We start from the raw sequence: 16,490 nt of genomic DNA, 5'->3' as shown, positions 1-16,490 counted from the left end.
TCGGGCGGATGGTTTCTCGACCAACGCCCACGACGCACAGCGGCCCGGCTCCCCAGGGAGCCGGGCCGCTGCGCTTTCGGGTGCCGCCGGAGGTGGGTCAGGTGGACAACTCCGACATGACCGGCGGGGTCGGGGAGGGGAGCCGGTTCTCGGGGGCGTAGACCGGCGAGGAGAGCAGGAACGGGATGACCGCCTTGCGCTCCTCGTTGATCGGCTCGTCCGGGAAGGCGGCCTCGATGGTCGCGTGCCGGTCCTGGAGACCGGCCAGGAACTCGGGGTGGGTCAGGATGAACAGGTCCCCGCGTCGTACGCCGGCGAGCACCCGCTCCCCGGCCTCCTCGGCGCTCATGTAGGGCTGCTGCTTGGCCACCTCGAGGAACTCCGCGGGCGGCGGGGTGTAGCCCGACTCGCCGTACTCGGAGGGGCGCGCCGCGACGCCGGCCGCGATGTTGGAGTGGACCGGTCCGGGGCAGTACGCCGAGACCCCGATGCCCTCGGCCGCGAGCTCGATGTGGAGCGCCTCGGAGAGCGCGATGACGCCGGCCTTGGTCATCGAGTAGAGCCCGGCGACGACCGGCATCAGGCCGGCCATCGACGTCGTCGTGACGATGTGGCCGCCCTCGCCGTGGGCGCGCAGCTTCGGCAGGAACGCCATGATGCCGTTGCCGACGCCGTGGATGTTGACATCGACGATCCAGCGCCAGTCGTCGGGGGTGGCGTCGGCGACCGGCCCGGTGAGGCCGATGCCGGCGTTGTTGACCAGCACGTGCACCTTGCCGAAGGTCGCCTCGACCTCGTCGGCGAGCGCCGTCATGGCCTCGAGGTCGGTGACGTCGACCCGACGGGTGTGGACGTCGAGCCCGTGCTGCGCGAAGACCTCGACCGTCTCCTCGAGGTGCTCGGGGCGGCGACCGGTCACGACCACCGTCATCCCGGCGCGAGCGAAGGCCAGGGCGATGCCCCGGCCGATGCCGCTGGAGCCGCCGGTGACGACGGCGACCTTGCCTTCCACGTCCTGCACGTCAGGCTCCCTTCTCGGTGCTCTTGGCGTCGTCCTTGGTGAGGCCGAAGAGCCGCAGCGCGTTCTCCTTGAGGATCAGCGGCCGGACCTCCGGCTTGACCTCGAGCTTCTCGAAGTCCGCCATCCACCGCTCCGGCGTGATGACGGGGAAGTCGGAGCCGAAGAGCACCTTCTTCTTGAGCAGGCTGTTGGCGTACTGCACGAGCTGGGGCGGGAAGTACTTCGGCGACCAGCCCGACAGGTCGATGTGGACCCGCGGCTTGTGGTTGGCGACGGAGAGCGCCTCGTCCTGCCAGGGGAACGACGGGTGCGCGAGGATGATGTCCAGATCCGGGAAGTCGACCGCGACGTCGTCGACGTGCAGCGGGTTGGAGTACTTCAACCGGATCCCGCCACCGCCGGTGCCGCCCGCGCCCACACCGGTCTGGCCGGAGTGGAAGAGCGCGACCAGGCCGTGCTCGGCGATCACCTCGTAGAGCGGGTAGGCCAGCCGGTCGTTGGGGAAGAAGCCCTGCGAGTTGGGGTGGAACTTGAACCCGCGGACGCCGTACTCCTCGATGAGTCGCCGAGCCAGGCGTACGCCGGCGGCGCCCCGGTGGGGGTCGATGCTCGCGAACGGGATGAGCACGTCGTTGTGCTCCGCGGCGAGCTCGGCGATCTCCTCGTTGGCCGGCTCGGGCTCCTCACCGTCGAGGGAGATGCTGTCGACGGTGAAGACGCAGGCGGCCATCTTCCGCTCGCGGTAGTAGTCGGCCAGCTCGGGGACGCTGTAGTGCGGCATCGACCCGATGCCGAAGTAGGCCCCCATCTCCTCGTTGCCGCCGGCCTCGTGCTGGCTCTCCGCGTGGACCGACTTGTGCACGTGGGTGTGCACGTCGAACGCGACGATCGCCTCGGGGTCGATCCCGATCTCGTACCTGCTGCTCATGCGCCCTCTCCTGCCAGGTCCTCGTCGTATGCCGCCTCGGTGGACTTCCGCACCTGCTCCGGGGTCACGCCGGGCGCGCACTCGACGAGCACGAGCCGTCCGTCGCGGACGTGGAAGACGGCAAGGTCGGTGTAGACACGGGTGACGCAGCGGCGCCCGGTGAGGGGCATCGTGCACTCGGTCACGACCTTGGAGCGGCCCTTGCGGTCGACGTGCTCCATGCAGACCCAGACCTCCGGCGTACCGGCGACGAGGTCCATGGCCCCGCCGACGGCGGGGTTGCGACCGGGGACGTACCAGTTGGCCAGGTCGGCCTCCTGCGACACCTGCAGCGCACCGAGGACGGTCACGTCGAGGTGACCCCCGCGGATGATCGCGAAGGAGGTCGCGGAGTCGACGATCGACGCGCCGCTGACCAGGCTGATCGGCTGCTTGCCGGCGTCGGTGAGGTCCGGGTCCTCCTTGCCCGGGCCCGGGTGCGGCCCGAGGCCGAGGACGCCGTTCTCGGCGTGGAGGAAGACCTCCTTGTCGGCCGGGAGGTACTTCGGCACGGCGAGCGGGATGCCGACCCCGAGGTTGACGAAGAAGCCGTCCTCGAGGTCGGCGGCGAGCCGCTCGGCGATCTGGTCGCGCGTCCAGCCGGCCCTCGCGGTCGGCGGCGGCGTGGTCTGGGTCTCGGTCTGTGTCGCCATCATGCCCTCCCGGCGAGGCTGGCCTGCCGCGGGATGTTGATCGACGGCTTCGTCATGACGATGTCGTCGACGAACACGCCGGGCAGGTGGATGTCGTCGGGGCCGAGCTCGTCGACGGGGACGATCTGCTCGACCTCGGCGAAGGTGTGGGCGCCCGCCATGCCGGCGAGCGGGTTGAAGTTGCGGGCCGAGAGGTGGAACCGGAGGTTGCCGATCCGGTCGGCCTTCTGGGCCTTCACCAGTCCGAAGTCGGCCTTGATGCCGTACTCCAGGACGTGCGGGATCCCGTCGAACTCGCGGGCCTCCTTGGCGGGCAGGTGGTCCGCGGGGCGCTGGTCGCCGTCGTACGACACCGGGAAGGTGCCGTCACTGAGCATCGTGCCCGCGCCGGACGGCGTGAAGAACGCCGCGATGCCGGAGCCGCCGGCGCGCATGCGCTCCGCGAGCGTCCCCTGGGGGATGAGCTCGAGCTCCACCTTGCCCTTGAAGTACTCCTCATAGAACTCCGGCAGCACCGGGAACGAGCCGGTGAAGCGCCGGAGCCGGCCTTCGTGGAGGAGCCGGCCGATGCCACTGAAGTCGTCGCCCACGTTGTTCACATAGACGTGCAGGTCGCGCCGGCCGAGCTCGCACAGGCCGTCGAGCAGCGCGTTCGGGCGGCCTGAGCTGCCGAACCCGCCGACGGCGAGGCTGGCGCCGTCAGGGATGACCTCCAGCGCGGCCAACAGGTCCTCACGGAACTTGTCGATCACTCTCTTTCCTTCCGCCGAGCGGCGAGGGGCGCCGGGCTGAGCCGGCCGCCGGCCCGTGTGCCGGGCCCTGTCGTCGGGGGAGAACACCCCCGGATGCCGCGACGTTATCCACGGCGTACGCCGGCTCGGACCGCCACTTCCACGCCACAGAAGCCCTGCCGCAGAGGGCTGGCGAGGCGTCAGCCGACCTCGTCGGGGACGATCGGCGGCGCACCGGTGCCGCCTGCCGGGGCACGCAGCCAGTAGCCGACGGGGAACAGCCGGACGTCGAGCCGGCTCTCGACCAGTCCCCACAGCCCGCGCCGGGCGAAGAGCGCGACGAGCATCGCGACGAGACCGAGGACGATGAGGTACCACGCGTTGTAGGACTGCAGCGTCTGCTGCAGGACCATGTAGACGACCGTGCCGACGATCGGCCCCTCGATCGTGCCGAGGCCGCCGATGATGACGGCGAACGCCATCTCCGCGGTCCACTGCACGCTGAACACCGCCCGTGGCTGCACCTGCAGCTGGCTGATCGCCAGGACGGCGCCCGCCGCGCCGCAGCCGACACCGGCGACCACGAAGACCACCAGCCGGGCGAGCCCGACCCGAACCCCCGAGCTGCGGGCGGCGGTCTCGTCGTCCCGGATCGCGGTGAGCGCCAGACCGAGCCGGCCCTGCAGCAGCAGGTAGGTGCCGGTCAGGGCCGCGACCGTCACCGCCAGGCCGACCCAGTAGGTGTCGGCGGCGAGCAGCGTCGGGCCGAGGTCGGACAGCCCGGTCAACGGCATGCCGGTGCCGCCGCCGATCGAGGAGAACTTCTCGATGATGAGCATGACGGTGGCCGCGAGGACCCAGGTCGCGATGGCGAAGTAGCCGCTGCGCAGCCGGGAGACGAGCCACCACAGCGGCAGTGCGGCCACCCCGCTGGCGATCGCCGCGATCGGCACCGCCGCGAACGGGGAGAGGCCGTGGGTGGCGGCGATCAGCACGCCGTACGCCCCCAGACCGACGAAGGCCTGCTGCCCGACCGAGACGAGGCCGGCGTATCCGGCCAGGAGGTTCCACATGCTGGCGAGGGTCAACACGATGAAGCCCTGGACCATGATCGAGGTGGTGCCGGAGTGGACGAGGTAGGGGAACGCTGCGAGCACGACGACCACCAGCAGCGCGCCGACGCCGGTCCAGGCGACGTTCCGCCGCCCCCGCGTGACGCGTACGCCGGCGGCGTCGATCGTGGTGGCTGCGGCGCTCACGACCCCGCCCTCCGTGTGGTCAGGCCCTGCGGGCGCAGCACCAGCACGGCGAGGAAGACGAGGTAGCCCGCCAGGACGTCGTCGGAGATGTCGATCTGGGCCCCGATCTGCTGGGCCACGCCGAGCACGACGCCGCCCAGCAGGGTGCCCCACAGCGAGCCCAGTCCGCCGATGACGACGGCCGCGAAGGCGAAGAGCAGGATCGTGTCGGTGCCCGTGCTGGGTGAGAGCTGGGAGTACATGCCGTACGCGATGCCGGCGAGCCCGACCGTCCCGAACGCGATCGCCGCGGCGATCCCGAAGACGTGCCGGTCGTCGCAGCCGGCCAGCTGGGCCGCCTCACGGTCGTCGGCGACGGCACGGATGAGCCGGCCGTATTGCGATCGGGAGAGGAAGTACTGCAGACCGAGCAGCACCAGCACGGCCACCGCGAAGATGACGACGAGGAGCCAGGCGACCTGCAGCCGGGGACCGAGGTGGAGGGAGCTGCGCACCAGCGCCTCGCCGGCGCCCAGTCCACGGCTGTTCGCGGTGAAGAACTGCAGCAGTGCGTTCTCGATGACGACGGAGAGCCCGAACGTGACGATGAGCGTCGTGAGCTCGCCGCGCGCGAGCGCGGCCTGGATCACCGAGCGCTGCAGCAGGTAGCCGGCCACGCCCATCACCGGCACCACGATGAGGAAGGACCACAGGACGGGGACGTGGGTCACCGTGATGATGCCGACCGCGACGTACCCCGCGACCACGGCCAGGTCGCCGTGCGCCAGGTTGACCACCTTCATCACCCCGAAGAGCAGGGAGAGGCCGCAGGCGAACAGCGCGTAGAGGCCACCGGTCAGCGCCCCCTGGAGGACGGCATCAAGCCACGCCATGACCCACGCCTCCCGTCGTCGCCCCGCGGAGTCCGAAGTACGCCGCCTCGACCTGCTCCCTGGTCAGCTGCGAGGGGAGCCCGGTGAGGGTGGTGCGCCCCTCGAGCAGGCAGTGGACCCGCGACGCCACCTGCAGGGCCTGGCCGACGTCCTGCTCGACGAGCAGCACGGTCAGCCCTGCGGCGAGGAGTTGCGGCAGCGTGGTGTAGATGCGCTCGACCACGACCGGCGCCAGTCCGAGCGAGAGCTCATCGAGCAGCAGCACGCGCGGATTGGCCACGAGCGCCCGCCCGATCGCGACCGCCTGCTGCTCGCCGCCGGACAGTTGCGCGGCCTTCTGCCGCCGGCGCTCGCGCATCCAGCCGAAGAGGTCGTAGACGCTGTCGATGCTCCAGGGGCCGCGCCGCGCGTAGCTTGCGCCGACCCGCAGGTTCTCCTCGACGGTCAGCGAGGGGAAGAGCCGTCGGCCTTCCGGCACCATCGCGATCCCGGCGCGGGCCCGTCGCGCCGGCCGGGTCCGGGTCACGTCCTCCCCGTCGAGGAGCACGGACCCCTGGGACGGGTGGTGCAGACCGGCGATCGTGCGCAGCAGCGTCGACTTCCCGGCGCCGTTCGCGCCGATGATCGCCTCGACCGCGCCGGGCTGGACCTCCAGCGAGATGCCGGAGAGCGCTCGCAGCTGGCCGTGGAAGACGGTGAGGTCGCGGATCTCCAGCAGCGGGCGTACGACGGCGGGCTGGGTCATCGGTCGCTCCCGACGGCCTCGTCGGGGTGCGGCGAGCCGTCGAGGCCCCGGGTCACGTCGTTGCCGAGGAAGACCTCGCGCACCCGCGGGTCGGCGAGGACGGCGGCCGGGTCGCCGTCGCCGACGAAGACGCCGCCGGCGAGACAGATCAGGCGGTCGACGACGGCGGTGAGGGCACGGACCACGTGCTCGATCCAGACCACCGCCATCCCCTCGGCGTTGAAGGCGCGCACGATCCCGACGAGTTGCGCGACCTCGGGGTCGGTGAGCCCGCCGGCGACCTCGTCGAGGAGCAGCAGCCGGGGGTGGGACGCGACCGCCCGCGCGATCTCGAGCCGCTTGCGCTGCAGCAGCCCGAGCCTGCCGGCCGGAACGTTCGCCTGACGGGTCATGGCGGTCGCCTCGAGCGCCCAGGCCGCGGCGGCGTAGCTCGCCCGTCGCCGCAGGCCGCCGCCCTGCTGGGCGGCGACGAGGACGTTCTCGAACACGGTCATGTCGCCGAAGGGTCGCGGCACCTGGTAGGTCCGCCCGATCCCGAGCCGACAGCGGGCCGCGGCGTCGAGACGGGTCACCGGGGCTCCGTCGAAGACGACCTGGCCGGCGTCCGGCGCCAGGTCACCCGAGATGAGGCCGAACAGGCTGGTCTTGCCGGCGCCGTTCGGGCCCACGACCCCGACCGTGTCTCCGGCCGCGACGGCGAGCGAGAGGTCGTCCGCGATGACGACCCGGCCGAACCGCTTCGTCACCCGGTCGAGCTCGAGCAGCGCGCCGGCCATCGGGTCACGCGAAGGTCGGGAGCAGGTCGCCGTTGATCTTCGCCTGCGGCTGCAGGGTGTTGTCGACGACCTTCGCCTCCAACGGGTACTTGCCGCCCTTCTGCCACTGGATCCCCACGGGCGGGGTGATGACCACGCCCGGAGCGGGGTTCTTGCTCGAGGTGAAGTCGAGCGGACCCGCCAGCCCGTCGACCTTGACCTCGTGCAGGGCGGCCGCCAGGGCCGACTTGTCGTGCGGGTCGTCGACGGCGGTCAGCGCAGCATGGGCGATCTCGAAGAGGCTGTAGTTGCTGATGTTGGCGTTCGGCTGGCCCAGCCCGGCGGCGGTGAACGCGTCGGCGACCTGTTGGCAGGTCTGTCCCGTGAACGACGAGGTCCACGGCAGGGTGGGCACCCACCAGGAGTCGGTGGCGACGTTCTCCACGAGGGAGCCGAGCGCATAGGCGTCCGGCGGGAAGAGCAGCACCTTGGCCACCGTGGCGAGCCGGGGTCGGAAGCCCTGCTGGACCGACTGCTTCCACATCGTGGCGAAGTCCGGCGGCAGCGGGACGTTGGTGAAGAAGTCGGCCTTCGCCGCCTTGAACTGAGCGATCATCGATGAATAGTTCGTCAGCCCGTCGGTGTAGGCCGAGGACAGCTTCATCTGGTAGCCCGCGGCCTTCGCGATCGGTGGGAAAACCTCGCGGAAGGCGTTGCCGTCGGAGTCGTTCGGGAACGCGGCCGCCACCACCTTGCCCGTGTGGAGCCTGTCGTGGATGCGGTTCCACATGGGCACGAAGCACTGGATGAGGTGTTCGGCGCCGAGGAAGTACATCACGGTGTAGGTCGGCTTCAGCGTCGGCTTCGCAGGGTTGCCGCCGAGGTTGATGTACCACGACTCCCACGGCACGTTGGCGCACACCAGGGGCGTGCCGAGGGTCTCGGCCTGGCTCGCGACCGCGTTGACCGTCTCGGGGGTCGACGAGGCGAAGAGCAGGTCGACGTGGTCCTGCAGGATCGCCTGCCGGGCGAGGTTGCCGGCGCGGGTGGGGTCCGACTGGCTGTCGTAGGACTTGATGACGACGTCGAAGGTCTTGCCGCCGATCTTCATCCCCTTCGCGAACTGCGACGTCTTCATCACCTGGGAGGTCAGCCACCGGTCCGGGGCGCCGAAGCCGGCGAGGGAGCCGGTGATCGGGTGGACCCAGCCGATGGTGACGCTCTTGGAGCCGCCGGAGCTGGCGCCCTTGATGCCCGAGCCGCACGCCGCCAGGGCGCTGCTCGTGCCGAGGGCCGCAGCGCTGAACCCCGCGCCCCGCAGGAGGGAGCGTCTGGTGACCTGGCGATTTCCCGGAGCCGAACGGCTCGCGTCCTGACCATCCATGCCGTGTCCTCGTGCGCCGGCACACCGTCGGCAGGATGCGCGGCGCCCGGCTCTTCCCTCAGCAAGGTAGTGACTCAGGTCACACTGGTCAATGGCCCTTTGTCGGGTCCCGCGCGCGTCGGGTCTCTTCCATGGCGCAGAAGCCCGCCGTCCGGCGGGGCTGGGCGCCGCGCGCCATGGCTCCTTCTTCGGCCGGTCCTTCCGTGCCACGAAAGGAACGTGGTGTGGCACAGGTCACGCGGGAGACGGTGGTGATCGGCTGCGGAGCCGTCCTCCGGATCGTGCGCCGCGCCGCTGCAGCATCACCGACTCCACCCCAATCACCACTGAGCACCTCAGAAGGGGGTCCACATGACCGTGACCACCCGCGCCGCCGTGTGCCTTGCACCGGGCCAGCCCTGGGAGATCACCGAGCTCGAGCTCGACGAGCCGAGGGCCAACGAGGTCCGGATCAAGTACTACGCCTCCGGCCTCTGCCACTCCGACGACCACATCCAGAAGGGCGACGCGCCCATGCGGCTGCCCGTCGTCGGTGGCCACGAAGGGGCCGGCATCGTCGACGCCGTCGGCGAGGGGGTGACGCGGGTCAAGGTCGGCGACCACGTGGTCTGCTCGTTCATCCCCGCGTGCGGCGAGTGCCGCTACTGCTCCACCGGCCACCAGAACCTCTGCGACGAGGGCAAGAACGCGGGCATCGGCGAGATGCTCACCGGTGGCGGCGGCTTCCGCTTCCACAAGGACGGCGAGGACTACGGCGGCCTGTGCGTGCTCGGCACGTTCAGCCAGTACGGCGTCGTCATGGAGAACTCCTGCATCCCGATCCCCGAGGACATCCCGTTCGAGGTGGCCTCGCTCGTCGGCTGCGGCGTCCCGACCGGCTGGGGCTCGGCGGTCCACGCCGCCGGCGTACGCGCCGGTCAGACCGTCGTCATCTTCGGTGCCGGCGGCGTCGGCAGCAACGCGGTCCAGGGAGCGGCGTACGCCGGCGCGCAGCGCGTCATCGTCGTCGACCCGGTCGAGTTCAAGCGCGAGATGGCGATGACCTTCGGCGCGACCCACACCTTCGCCTCGGCCAAGGAGGCCAAGGACTTCGTGGTGGAGTCCACCTGGGGCGAGCTCGCCGACCACGCGATCATCACCGTCGGCATCCTCCACGACGAGGTCATCCACGACGCCATCGACATGATCGGCAAGAGCGGCCAGGTCACCATCACCGCCGTCGGCAACGGCTGGATCGATGAGAACCCGGGGATGCTGATCGGCTACCAGCGCCGCATCCAGGGCGCGATCTTCGGCGCCTGCAACCCGCTCTACGACGTGCCGCGCCTGCTGAGCCTCTACCGCACCGGCCACCTCAAGCTCGACGAGCTGATCACGAGGAAGTACCGGCTCGAGGACGTCAACCAGGGCTACGACGACATGTTGAACGGCAAGAACATCCGCGGCGTCATCATCCACGAGCACTGAGGGCCACGACACACATGACCATCACCGAGAACACCACCGGACGCCCCACCCTCGACTCCTCGCTCGTCGTCGACGGCGCCATGCTGATCGGCGGCGACTGGGTCCCGTCGAGCAGCGGCGACACCATCGACGTCATCAACCCCGCCACGGTCGAGCTCCTCGCCCGGGTCCCGCGCGGCACGGCCGACGACGTGGAGGCGGCCGTCCAGGCCGCCGAGCGGGCCTTCCCCGCCTGGCGCGACCTGCCGGCCACCGTCCGCGCCAACCTGCTCTTCGCCTGGGCGAACCTGATCGAGCAGCACAACGCCGAGCTCGACCAGATCGAGTCCCAGGAGGTCGGCCGCCCGAGCTGGGGCCCGCCGCCGATGGCCGGCCAGCTCCGCTTCATCGCCGGCCAGGCCGACAAGGTCCAGGGCGTCAGCCTGCCGACGTACTCGCCCGAGCAGGTCGGCTTCACGCTCCGTGAGCCGTACGGCGTCGTCGGCGCGATCATCCCGTGGAACGCCCCGGGTCCGATGTTCGCGACCGAGGTGGGCGCCGCGATCGCCGCCGGCAACACGATCGTCATCAAGCCGGCCGAGGACGCGCCGCTGACCCCGCTGGCCCTGGCCAAGCTGGCTCTCGAGGCCGGTATCCCGCCGGGCGTCATCAACGTCGTCACCGGGTACGGCGGCGAGGCGGGTGCGGCGATCCCGGCCCACCCGCGCATCCGCCGGATGGGATTCACCGGCTCCCCGCAGACGGGCGCCGCGGTGATGGAGGCCTGCGCGAAGAACCTCATCCCGCTCCACCTGGAGCTCGGCGGCAAGTCGCCGCAGGTGGTCTTCGCCGACGCCGACCTCGACGCCGCCGTCCCGGCGATGGTCCAGGGCATCACCCTCAACACCGGCCAGATCTGCGCCGCCGGCTCGCGCGTCGTGGTGCAGCGCAGCATCCACGACGAGCTGGTCGAGCGGCTCGCCGCCGAGATGCGGCAGGTCCGCGTCGGCGCCTGGCACGAGTCGGTCAACATGGGGCCGCTCATCAGCGCCAGGCAGCACGAGCGGGTGCTCGGCTACATCGACCTCGGCCGCGAGGCCGGCGCGGAGGTCGTCACCGGTGGTGGCGTGCCGAGCGGCTACGACCGGGGCTTCTTCGTCGAGCCGACGCTGTTCGCGGGCGTCTCGGCCGACATGCGGATCGCCCAGGAGGAGATCTTCGGCCCGGTCCTGTCGGTCATCGCCGTGGACGACGAGACCGAGGCCGTCGAGGTCGCGAACGGGACCGACTACGGCCTGGTGGCCTCGGTCTGGACGCGCGACGTCGGGACCGCCGTACGCATGAGCCGGAAGCTGCAGGCCGGCCAGGTGGGCGTCAACAACGCCCTGGGCGCCGGCGTCATCGGCGGCCCGTTCGGCGGCTACAAGAACAGCGGCTTCGGTCGCACCATGGGCGCCGACTCGGTCCTCGACTGGACCCAGGTCAAGACGGTGTCGATGCGGGGCGCCGTCCCGCCGGCGCCGCGCACCCCGCTGCGCGCCGAGCAGGCGCAGGACTGACGGGCGAGAGCCAGAGAGGCCAGGAAGAGGAGAGTCATGAGCACCATCACCACGCACGCCGCCGTCGCCCGCGGACCCCACATCGGCTGGGAGATGACCGACCTGCTGCTGGACGACCCCAAGGAGCACGAGGTCCGGGTCAAGTTCGTCGCCTCCGGGCTGTGCCACTCCGATGACCACATCACCGCCGGTGACGCGCCCGTGCGCTTCCCGATGGTGGGTGGCCACGAGGGCGCGGGCTACGTCGAGTCGGTCGGCCCGAACGTCCGTCGGGTCAAGCCCGGGGACCGGGTCGTCTGCTCCTACATCCCCGCCTGCGGCGCCTGCCGGCCGTGCTCGACCGGCCACCAGAACATGTGCGTCAAGGGCCTGAACGCCGGCAGCGGAATGTTCCTCGACGGGACCTTCCGCTTCCACACCCAGGACGGCGAGGACCTGGGCGGGTTCTGCTCGCTCGGCACCTTCAGCCAGTACGCCGTGGTCTCGGAGTGGGCGGTCGTGCCGCTCGCCGACGACATCCCGTTCGAGGTCGCCTCGCTCGTGGGCTGCGGCGTGCCGACCGGCTGGGGCTCGGCGGTGTACGCCGCCGGCGTGAAGCCGGGCGACACCGTCGTCGTCTTCGGGGCCGGCGGCGTGGGCAGCAACGCCGTCCAGGGTGCGCGCTACGCGGGCGCCAAGAACGTCGTGGTCGTCGACCCGGTGGAGTTCAAGCGGGACCACGCCAAGATCTTCGGGGCGACCCACGCCTTCGCGTCCCACGAGGAGGCGCGCGACTTCGTCGTCGCCGAGACCTGGGGCCAGCTCGCCGACCACTGCATCATGACGCCCAACGCGGTGACCGAGGAGATGGTCAATGCCGCGGTCGCCATGACGGGCAAGGGCGGCAAGACCACCATCACCGCGGTCGGCCACATCGACGAGAAGGCCGTCCACGTCCACGCCGGGATGCTCATCAGCTATCAGCGGCAGATCCGCGGCGCCCTCTTCGGCGACTGCAACCCGCTCTACGACATCCCCAAGCTGCTCGGCCTCTACCGGTCGGGGGACCTCAAGCTCGACGAGCTCATCACCCGCAAGTACTCCCTCGACCAGGTCAACGAGGCCTACGAGGACCTCAACGCCGGCAAGAACATCCGCGGCGTGATCGTCCACGAGAACTGACACTCCGCAGAGGAGGAGATCCATGCCGAACGCGATCCTCGATCCGACCGGCCGGGCGCGCTCCGGCGAGGGCGACAAGCCCTCGCTGGAGGGGCTGGCGCCCCGCCGTACCGATCTCAAGGGCGCCCGAATCGGGCTGCTCGACAACACGAAGCACAACGCCATGCTGTTCCTGCAGGAGGTCGGCAGGCTGCTGGTCTCCGAGCACGGGGCGGCCGAGGTCGGCATCGTCGAGACCAAGCGCAGCTTCTCCGTGCCGGTCGACCAGGACATCGTCGACCGCTACAAGACCAGCTGTGACGTCGTCATCACCGGCGTCGGCGACTGCGGCTCCTGCAGCGCCGCCGCGGTGGCGGACGGGATCAACTTCGAGCGTGCCGGGCTGCCCGCCGCCGTCGTCCTGACCGACGCCTTCGTGGTGACCGGCAAGACGATGGCGAACATGCAGGGTGCGCCCGACTACGAGTGGATCGTCACCCAGCACCCGATGGCGATCCTCGAGCCCGACCAGGTCGCGGCCCGCGCCAAGCAGCTGCTGCCGGAGATCGTCGCCACGCTCACCGAGCAGGCCGCGACGAGCGGAGGCGATCGGTGACCGCCGCTCCCGAGGGGGCTCCGGTGACGGAGCTCGACCCCGACGCCGCCCAGCTCGCGATCGAGCACTGCTACACCCAGGGCTGGTCCGACGGGCTGCCGCTCGTCCCCGCGACGAGGGCGCTGGTCGACCGGTTCCTGGCGACGGTCGACAAGGCACCCGACGAGGTGATCGGCCACCTGCCGCAGCTCGACCGGAGCCTCACCGTCGAGACCGCCGCGATCAACGCCGCCATGGCGGGCTGCCTGCCGTCGTACTTCCCGATCGTGCTCGCCGTGTGGGAGTCGCTCTGCCGTGAGCGCACCACCACCGGTGGTGGCTGGCAGTCGACCAGCGGCCCGGCGCCGTTGATCATCGTCAACGGCCCGATCCGCAAGGAGCTGGGCTTCAACTCCGCCGGCGGCGTGTTCGGGCCCGGCTTCCGGCCCAACATGACGATCGCACGGGCCATCGGGCTGATCGTCCGCAACGGCTACGGCATCCACCCGCACGAGCTCGAGCAGGCGACCCAGGGCCTCCCCGGCCGCTGGCAGATCTGCCTGGGGGAGAACGAGGAGGAGAGCCCGTGGGCGCCCCTCGCCGAGACCCACGGCGTCACCGGCAACGCGGTCACGACGACGCTGCTGCGCACCTGCGAGTACGTCGACAACCGTCACACCAACAGTGCCGAGCAGCTGCTCGCCGACTTCGCGGACACGATCGGCCGCTCCGGGTCGTGGATCTTCACCCACGCCGGCGCGGGCATCATCTTCTGCCCCGAGCACGCCCAGCTGCTGGCCAACGCCGGCTATGACCGGGACCGGATCCGGGAATGGCTCTGGGAGCACGCCGGGCGTACGTCGGCCCAGCTCGCCGCCGTGGGCAAGGACGCCAAGCAGGGGGTCCGCGCGCCCGACGGCACCCTCCCGCCGGACGAGTTCCAGCGGACGCTCGCCAGCGCCGACCCGAAGAACCTCCTCATCGCGGTCGCCGGCGCGCGCAACGCCGGCATCTCGATGGTCGTGCGGTTCTTCGCGGACTGGTCGGGCACCTCGCTCGCCATCCCCGACCCCCTCACCACAGGAGCGCAAGCATGAGTGACCTGGTCCGCGCGGCCGTACAGGTCGGACCCAAGCAGATCGAGATGCGGGAGTTCCGGCGTCCGACCATCGGTCCCGACGACGGGCTGATCCGGGTCGAGGCCAACGGGATCTGCGGCAGCGACGTGGAGACCTACCGCGGCCACATGGGGATGAACTCCAAGCCGTTCATCCCCGGCCACGAGCCGATGGGCATCGTCGAGGAGATCGGCGAGGAGGCGGCCAAGCGGTTCGGCGTGGAGCCGGGCGACCGGGTCGCGCTCGAGGTCGTCGTGCCCTGCCGCGCCTGCGCGGACTGCCTGACCGGGCGCTACCAGGCCTGCCGCAACCGGAAGTACGGCCACGGGGTCACCGGCATCGACGTCGAGCCGATCCTGTGGGGCGGCTTCGCCGAGTACATGTACCTCTCGCCCACCTCCGTCGTCCACAAGATCGACAAGACCCTGCCGGCCGAGGTGGCCGCGATGTACAACCCGATGGGCGCCGGCGTCCGCTGGGCCGTCCACCTCGGAGAGGTCGGCCTGGGCGACACCCTCGTCGTCCTCGGCGCCGGCCAGCGCGGACTGATGGCCGTCATCGCCGCGAAGGCGGCCGGGGCCGGGAAGATCATCGTCACCGGTCTGGAGTCCGACGCCCACAAGCTGGCGCTCGCCGAGGAGTTCGGCGCCGACCACACGGTCGTCGTCGGCGAGGGCGGCCAGGACATCGTCGAGGTCGTCGCCGACCTCACCGACGGCCGGATGGCCGACGTCGCGCTCGAGCTCACCCCGATGGCCGCCGGTCCCATCACCGACGCGTTCAAGGTGGTCAAGCACGGCGGCCGGGTCGTCCTCGCGGGGCTCAAGGGTCACCGGGAGATCCCGCTGGTCACCGACCTGATCATCAACCGGGCGCTCTCCATCAAGGGCGCGTTCGGCGTGGACTACCGGGGCTATGAGGAGGCGATCCGGCTCATCGAGTCGCGCGCCTTCCCGCTCGAGCGTCTCCACACCCACACGTTCGGGCTCGACGACGCCGCGCTGGCGATCGACACGCTCAGTGGCGATGCGCCCTCCGACGTACCCCCCGTCCACGTCTCCATCCACCCCAACTTCGCCTGAGGAGGCCCTCCGTGATCGTCGACGCTCACGCCCACCTGCTGCCGAAGGACTATCCGGCGGACGCCCCCGAGTGCTTCCCGTCGATGGAGCCGATCGAGGGCTCGAAGGACCGGCTGCTGGTCTTCGGGCAGATGCGCTTCCCGGCCAAGGAGGTCTTCTTCGAGGCCGAGCGACGCATCGAGGCGATGGACGCCGCCGGCGTCGACGCCGAGGTGCTGACGCCGATGCCGCCGTTGCTGCGCTACGACCTCGACGTCGCCGACGGGCTCGCGCTGGCGCGCCACGTCAACGAGTTCACCGCCGGCGTGGTCGCCCATGACCCGCAGCGGATGCACGGTCTCGGCATGGTGCCGATGCAGGACCCCGACGCCGCGACCGCCGAGCTCAAGGCGGTCAAGGACCTCGGCCTGCGCGGTGTCGAGATCGCCTCCAACATCCTCGGCTCCTCGATCGGCGACGAGAAGTTCCTGCCGTTCTTCGAGGAGGTCGAGCGGCTCGGCCTCTCGGTCTTCGTCCACGCCATGCCGTCACCCAACGACCGGCTGCCGATGTCGGCCATGGGCACCTACGTCGTCGGCATCGAGGGCGTGTACGCCGCGGCCTCGATGATCCTGGGGGGCACGGCGGCCAAGTGTCCGGACCTGCGGATCTCCTTCAGCCACGCCGCCGGCGGGCTGGCCATGATGCTGCCGCGGGCGAACTACTTCTGGGGCGGCTCGTGGAACGAGGAGCCGAAGAACCCGGAGCGGGCCGTGATGCCCGACGACGGGCCCTCGCCGCTGGAGTACGCCCGCCGGTTCTACTACGACTCGCTCGTCTTCGACCGGCGCACGCTGCGCTACCTCATCGACCTCTTCGGGGCGGACCGGCTGCTGGTCGGCTCGGACTTCCCGGCGATGCCGCGCGAGGACCCGGCCGCCCGGACGCTGAAGTCGATGGACCTGCCTGCGGACCAGCTCGACGACATCGGCTGGCGCAACGCCTACCGCTGGCTCGGCCTCGAGGCACCGGTCCCGACCGCCTGACCTGCACATCCCGACGACGCCGGCCCGCCGCTCCCGCGGTGGGCCGGCGTCGTTCGTTTCCCGGGCCGACAGGCACCTTCATGGAGGCGCGTTCTTGCCGTCGTACGGAAGAGAAACCGGGGTTCGTCCGCGGCGGAG

At 70.8% G+C, this 16,490-nt stretch carries 16 protein-coding genes; 7 read left to right on the top strand and 9 right to left on the bottom strand.

Features of this window, described 5'->3' with window-relative positions; genetic code table 11:
• Window positions 1-97: 97 nt before the first annotated feature.
• The 9 genes from AB3X52_RS00620 to AB3X52_RS00580 form a co-directional block, all read right to left on the bottom strand.
• Window positions 98-1,021: an SDR family NAD(P)-dependent oxidoreductase gene (locus AB3X52_RS00620; protein WP_367990732.1), complete on the bottom strand. Its 924-nt coding sequence runs from the start codon at window positions 1,019-1,021 to the stop codon at window positions 98-100.
• A gap of 1 nt (window position 1,022) precedes the next feature.
• A complete protein-coding gene (locus tag AB3X52_RS00615) occupies window positions 1,023-1,949 on the bottom strand; it encodes an amidohydrolase family protein (protein ID WP_367990730.1) in 927 nt (308 codons plus the stop codon).
• Window positions 1,946-2,641, bottom strand: a complete 696-nt coding sequence (locus tag AB3X52_RS00610) for a 3-oxoacid CoA-transferase subunit B (protein ID WP_367990728.1) — start codon at window positions 2,639-2,641, stop codon at window positions 1,946-1,948. Before AB3X52_RS00610 ends, AB3X52_RS00615 begins: the two co-directional genes overlap by 4 nt.
• Window positions 2,641-3,393 carry a CoA transferase subunit A gene (locus AB3X52_RS00605; protein ID WP_367990726.1) on the bottom strand — a complete coding sequence of 251 codons (753 nt, stop codon included), beginning with the start codon at window positions 3,391-3,393 and terminating at the stop codon, window positions 2,641-2,643. Before AB3X52_RS00605 ends, AB3X52_RS00610 begins: the two co-directional genes overlap by 1 nt.
• Window positions 3,394-3,572: 179 nt before the next feature.
• Entirely contained in the window at window positions 3,573-4,631 is a 1,059-nt protein-coding gene (locus AB3X52_RS00600) for a branched-chain amino acid ABC transporter permease (RefSeq protein WP_367990724.1), read from the bottom strand.
• Window positions 4,628-5,503, bottom strand: coding sequence for a branched-chain amino acid ABC transporter permease (locus AB3X52_RS00595; RefSeq protein WP_367990722.1), 876 nt, complete (start codon window positions 5,501-5,503; stop codon window positions 4,628-4,630). The genes AB3X52_RS00600 and AB3X52_RS00595 overlap by 4 nt, the downstream gene beginning before the upstream one ends.
• Window positions 5,490-6,248, bottom strand: coding sequence for an ABC transporter ATP-binding protein (locus AB3X52_RS00590; RefSeq protein WP_367990720.1), 759 nt, complete (start codon window positions 6,246-6,248; stop codon window positions 5,490-5,492). Before AB3X52_RS00590 ends, AB3X52_RS00595 begins: the two co-directional genes overlap by 14 nt.
• Complete coding sequence (locus AB3X52_RS00585) at window positions 6,245-7,024, bottom strand: ABC transporter ATP-binding protein (protein WP_367990718.1); 780 nt, start codon at window positions 7,022-7,024, stop codon at window positions 6,245-6,247. Before AB3X52_RS00585 ends, AB3X52_RS00590 begins: the two co-directional genes overlap by 4 nt.
• Window positions 7,025-7,028: 4 nt before the next feature.
• On the bottom strand, window positions 7,029-8,387 hold the full coding sequence (locus AB3X52_RS00580; protein WP_367990716.1) for an ABC transporter substrate-binding protein: 1,359 nt from the start codon (window positions 8,385-8,387) through the stop codon (window positions 7,029-7,031).
• Between the two features lie 351 nt (window positions 8,388-8,738).
• Here AB3X52_RS00580 and AB3X52_RS00575 point away from each other — a divergent pair, with 351 nt between their 5' ends.
• Genes AB3X52_RS00575 through AB3X52_RS00545 form a run of 7 tightly spaced genes read left to right on the top strand, consistent with a single transcriptional unit; the run spans window position 8,739 to window position 16,352 of the window.
• The gene (locus AB3X52_RS00575; protein ID WP_367990714.1) at window positions 8,739-9,854 is read left to right on the top strand and encodes an NDMA-dependent alcohol dehydrogenase; all 1,116 of its coding nucleotides are present in this window, start codon (window positions 8,739-8,741) and stop codon (window positions 9,852-9,854) included.
• A gap of 14 nt (window positions 9,855-9,868) precedes the next feature.
• Window positions 9,869-11,392, top strand: a complete 1,524-nt coding sequence (locus tag AB3X52_RS00570; protein WP_367990712.1) for an aldehyde dehydrogenase family protein — start codon at window positions 9,869-9,871, stop codon at window positions 11,390-11,392.
• A gap of 36 nt (window positions 11,393-11,428) precedes the next feature.
• Window positions 11,429-12,553, top strand: coding sequence for an NDMA-dependent alcohol dehydrogenase (locus AB3X52_RS00565; RefSeq protein WP_367990710.1), 1,125 nt, complete (start codon window positions 11,429-11,431; stop codon window positions 12,551-12,553).
• A gap of 22 nt (window positions 12,554-12,575) precedes the next feature.
• Window positions 12,576-13,148: a UGSC family (seleno)protein gene (locus AB3X52_RS00560; protein ID WP_367990708.1), complete on the top strand. Its 573-nt coding sequence runs from the start codon at window positions 12,576-12,578 to the stop codon at window positions 13,146-13,148.
• Window positions 13,149-13,171: 23 nt separating this feature from the next.
• Complete coding sequence (locus tag AB3X52_RS00555; RefSeq protein ID WP_367990706.1) at window positions 13,172-14,224, top strand: hypothetical protein; 1,053 nt, start codon at window positions 13,172-13,174, stop codon at window positions 14,222-14,224.
• Window positions 14,221-15,327 carry a zinc-dependent alcohol dehydrogenase gene (locus AB3X52_RS00550; RefSeq protein ID WP_367990704.1) on the top strand — a complete coding sequence of 369 codons (1,107 nt, stop codon included), beginning with the start codon at window positions 14,221-14,223 and terminating at the stop codon, window positions 15,325-15,327. Before AB3X52_RS00555 ends, AB3X52_RS00550 begins: the two co-directional genes overlap by 4 nt.
• A gap of 11 nt (window positions 15,328-15,338) precedes the next feature.
• A complete protein-coding gene (locus AB3X52_RS00545; RefSeq protein WP_367990702.1) occupies window positions 15,339-16,352 on the top strand; it encodes an amidohydrolase family protein in 1,014 nt (337 codons plus the stop codon).
• Window positions 16,353-16,490 lie beyond the last annotated feature (138 nt).

The sequence above is a fragment of the Nocardioides eburneus genome, assembly GCF_040838215.1.
Taxonomy (GTDB): domain Bacteria; phylum Actinomycetota; class Actinomycetes; order Propionibacteriales; family Nocardioidaceae; genus Nocardioides; species Nocardioides eburneus.
This window is presented reverse-complemented; position numbering and strand designations above follow the sequence as displayed.

Excerpts from the sequence above, each read along its gene's own strand:
- AB3X52_RS00565 (WP_367990710.1), top strand. The coding sequence starts at position 11,429 with ATGAGCACCATCACCACGCACGCCGCCGTCGCCCGCGGACCCCACATC.
- AB3X52_RS00550 (WP_367990704.1), top strand. The coding sequence starts at position 14,221 with ATGAGTGACCTGGTCCGCGCGGCCGTACAGGTCGGACCCAAGCAGATC.
- AB3X52_RS00560 (WP_367990708.1), top strand. The coding sequence starts at position 12,576 with ATGCCGAACGCGATCCTCGATCCGACCGGCCGGGCGCGCTCCGGCGAG.
- AB3X52_RS00590 (WP_367990720.1), bottom strand. The coding sequence starts at position 6,248 with ATGACCCAGCCCGCCGTCGTACGCCCGCTGCTGGAGATCCGCGACCTC.
- AB3X52_RS00585 (WP_367990718.1), bottom strand. The coding sequence starts at position 7,024 with ATGGCCGGCGCGCTGCTCGAGCTCGACCGGGTGACGAAGCGGTTCGGC.
- AB3X52_RS00610 (WP_367990728.1), bottom strand. The coding sequence starts at position 2,641 with ATGGCGACACAGACCGAGACCCAGACCACGCCGCCGCCGACCGCGAGG.
- AB3X52_RS00575 (WP_367990714.1), top strand. The coding sequence starts at position 8,739 with ATGACCGTGACCACCCGCGCCGCCGTGTGCCTTGCACCGGGCCAGCCC.
- AB3X52_RS00595 (WP_367990722.1), bottom strand. The coding sequence starts at position 5,503 with ATGGCGTGGCTTGATGCCGTCCTCCAGGGGGCGCTGACCGGTGGCCTC.
- AB3X52_RS00615 (WP_367990730.1), bottom strand. The coding sequence starts at position 1,949 with ATGAGCAGCAGGTACGAGATCGGGATCGACCCCGAGGCGATCGTCGCG.
- AB3X52_RS00570 (WP_367990712.1), top strand. The coding sequence starts at position 9,869 with ATGACCATCACCGAGAACACCACCGGACGCCCCACCCTCGACTCCTCG.
- AB3X52_RS00580 (WP_367990716.1), bottom strand. The coding sequence starts at position 8,387 with ATGGATGGTCAGGACGCGAGCCGTTCGGCTCCGGGAAATCGCCAGGTC.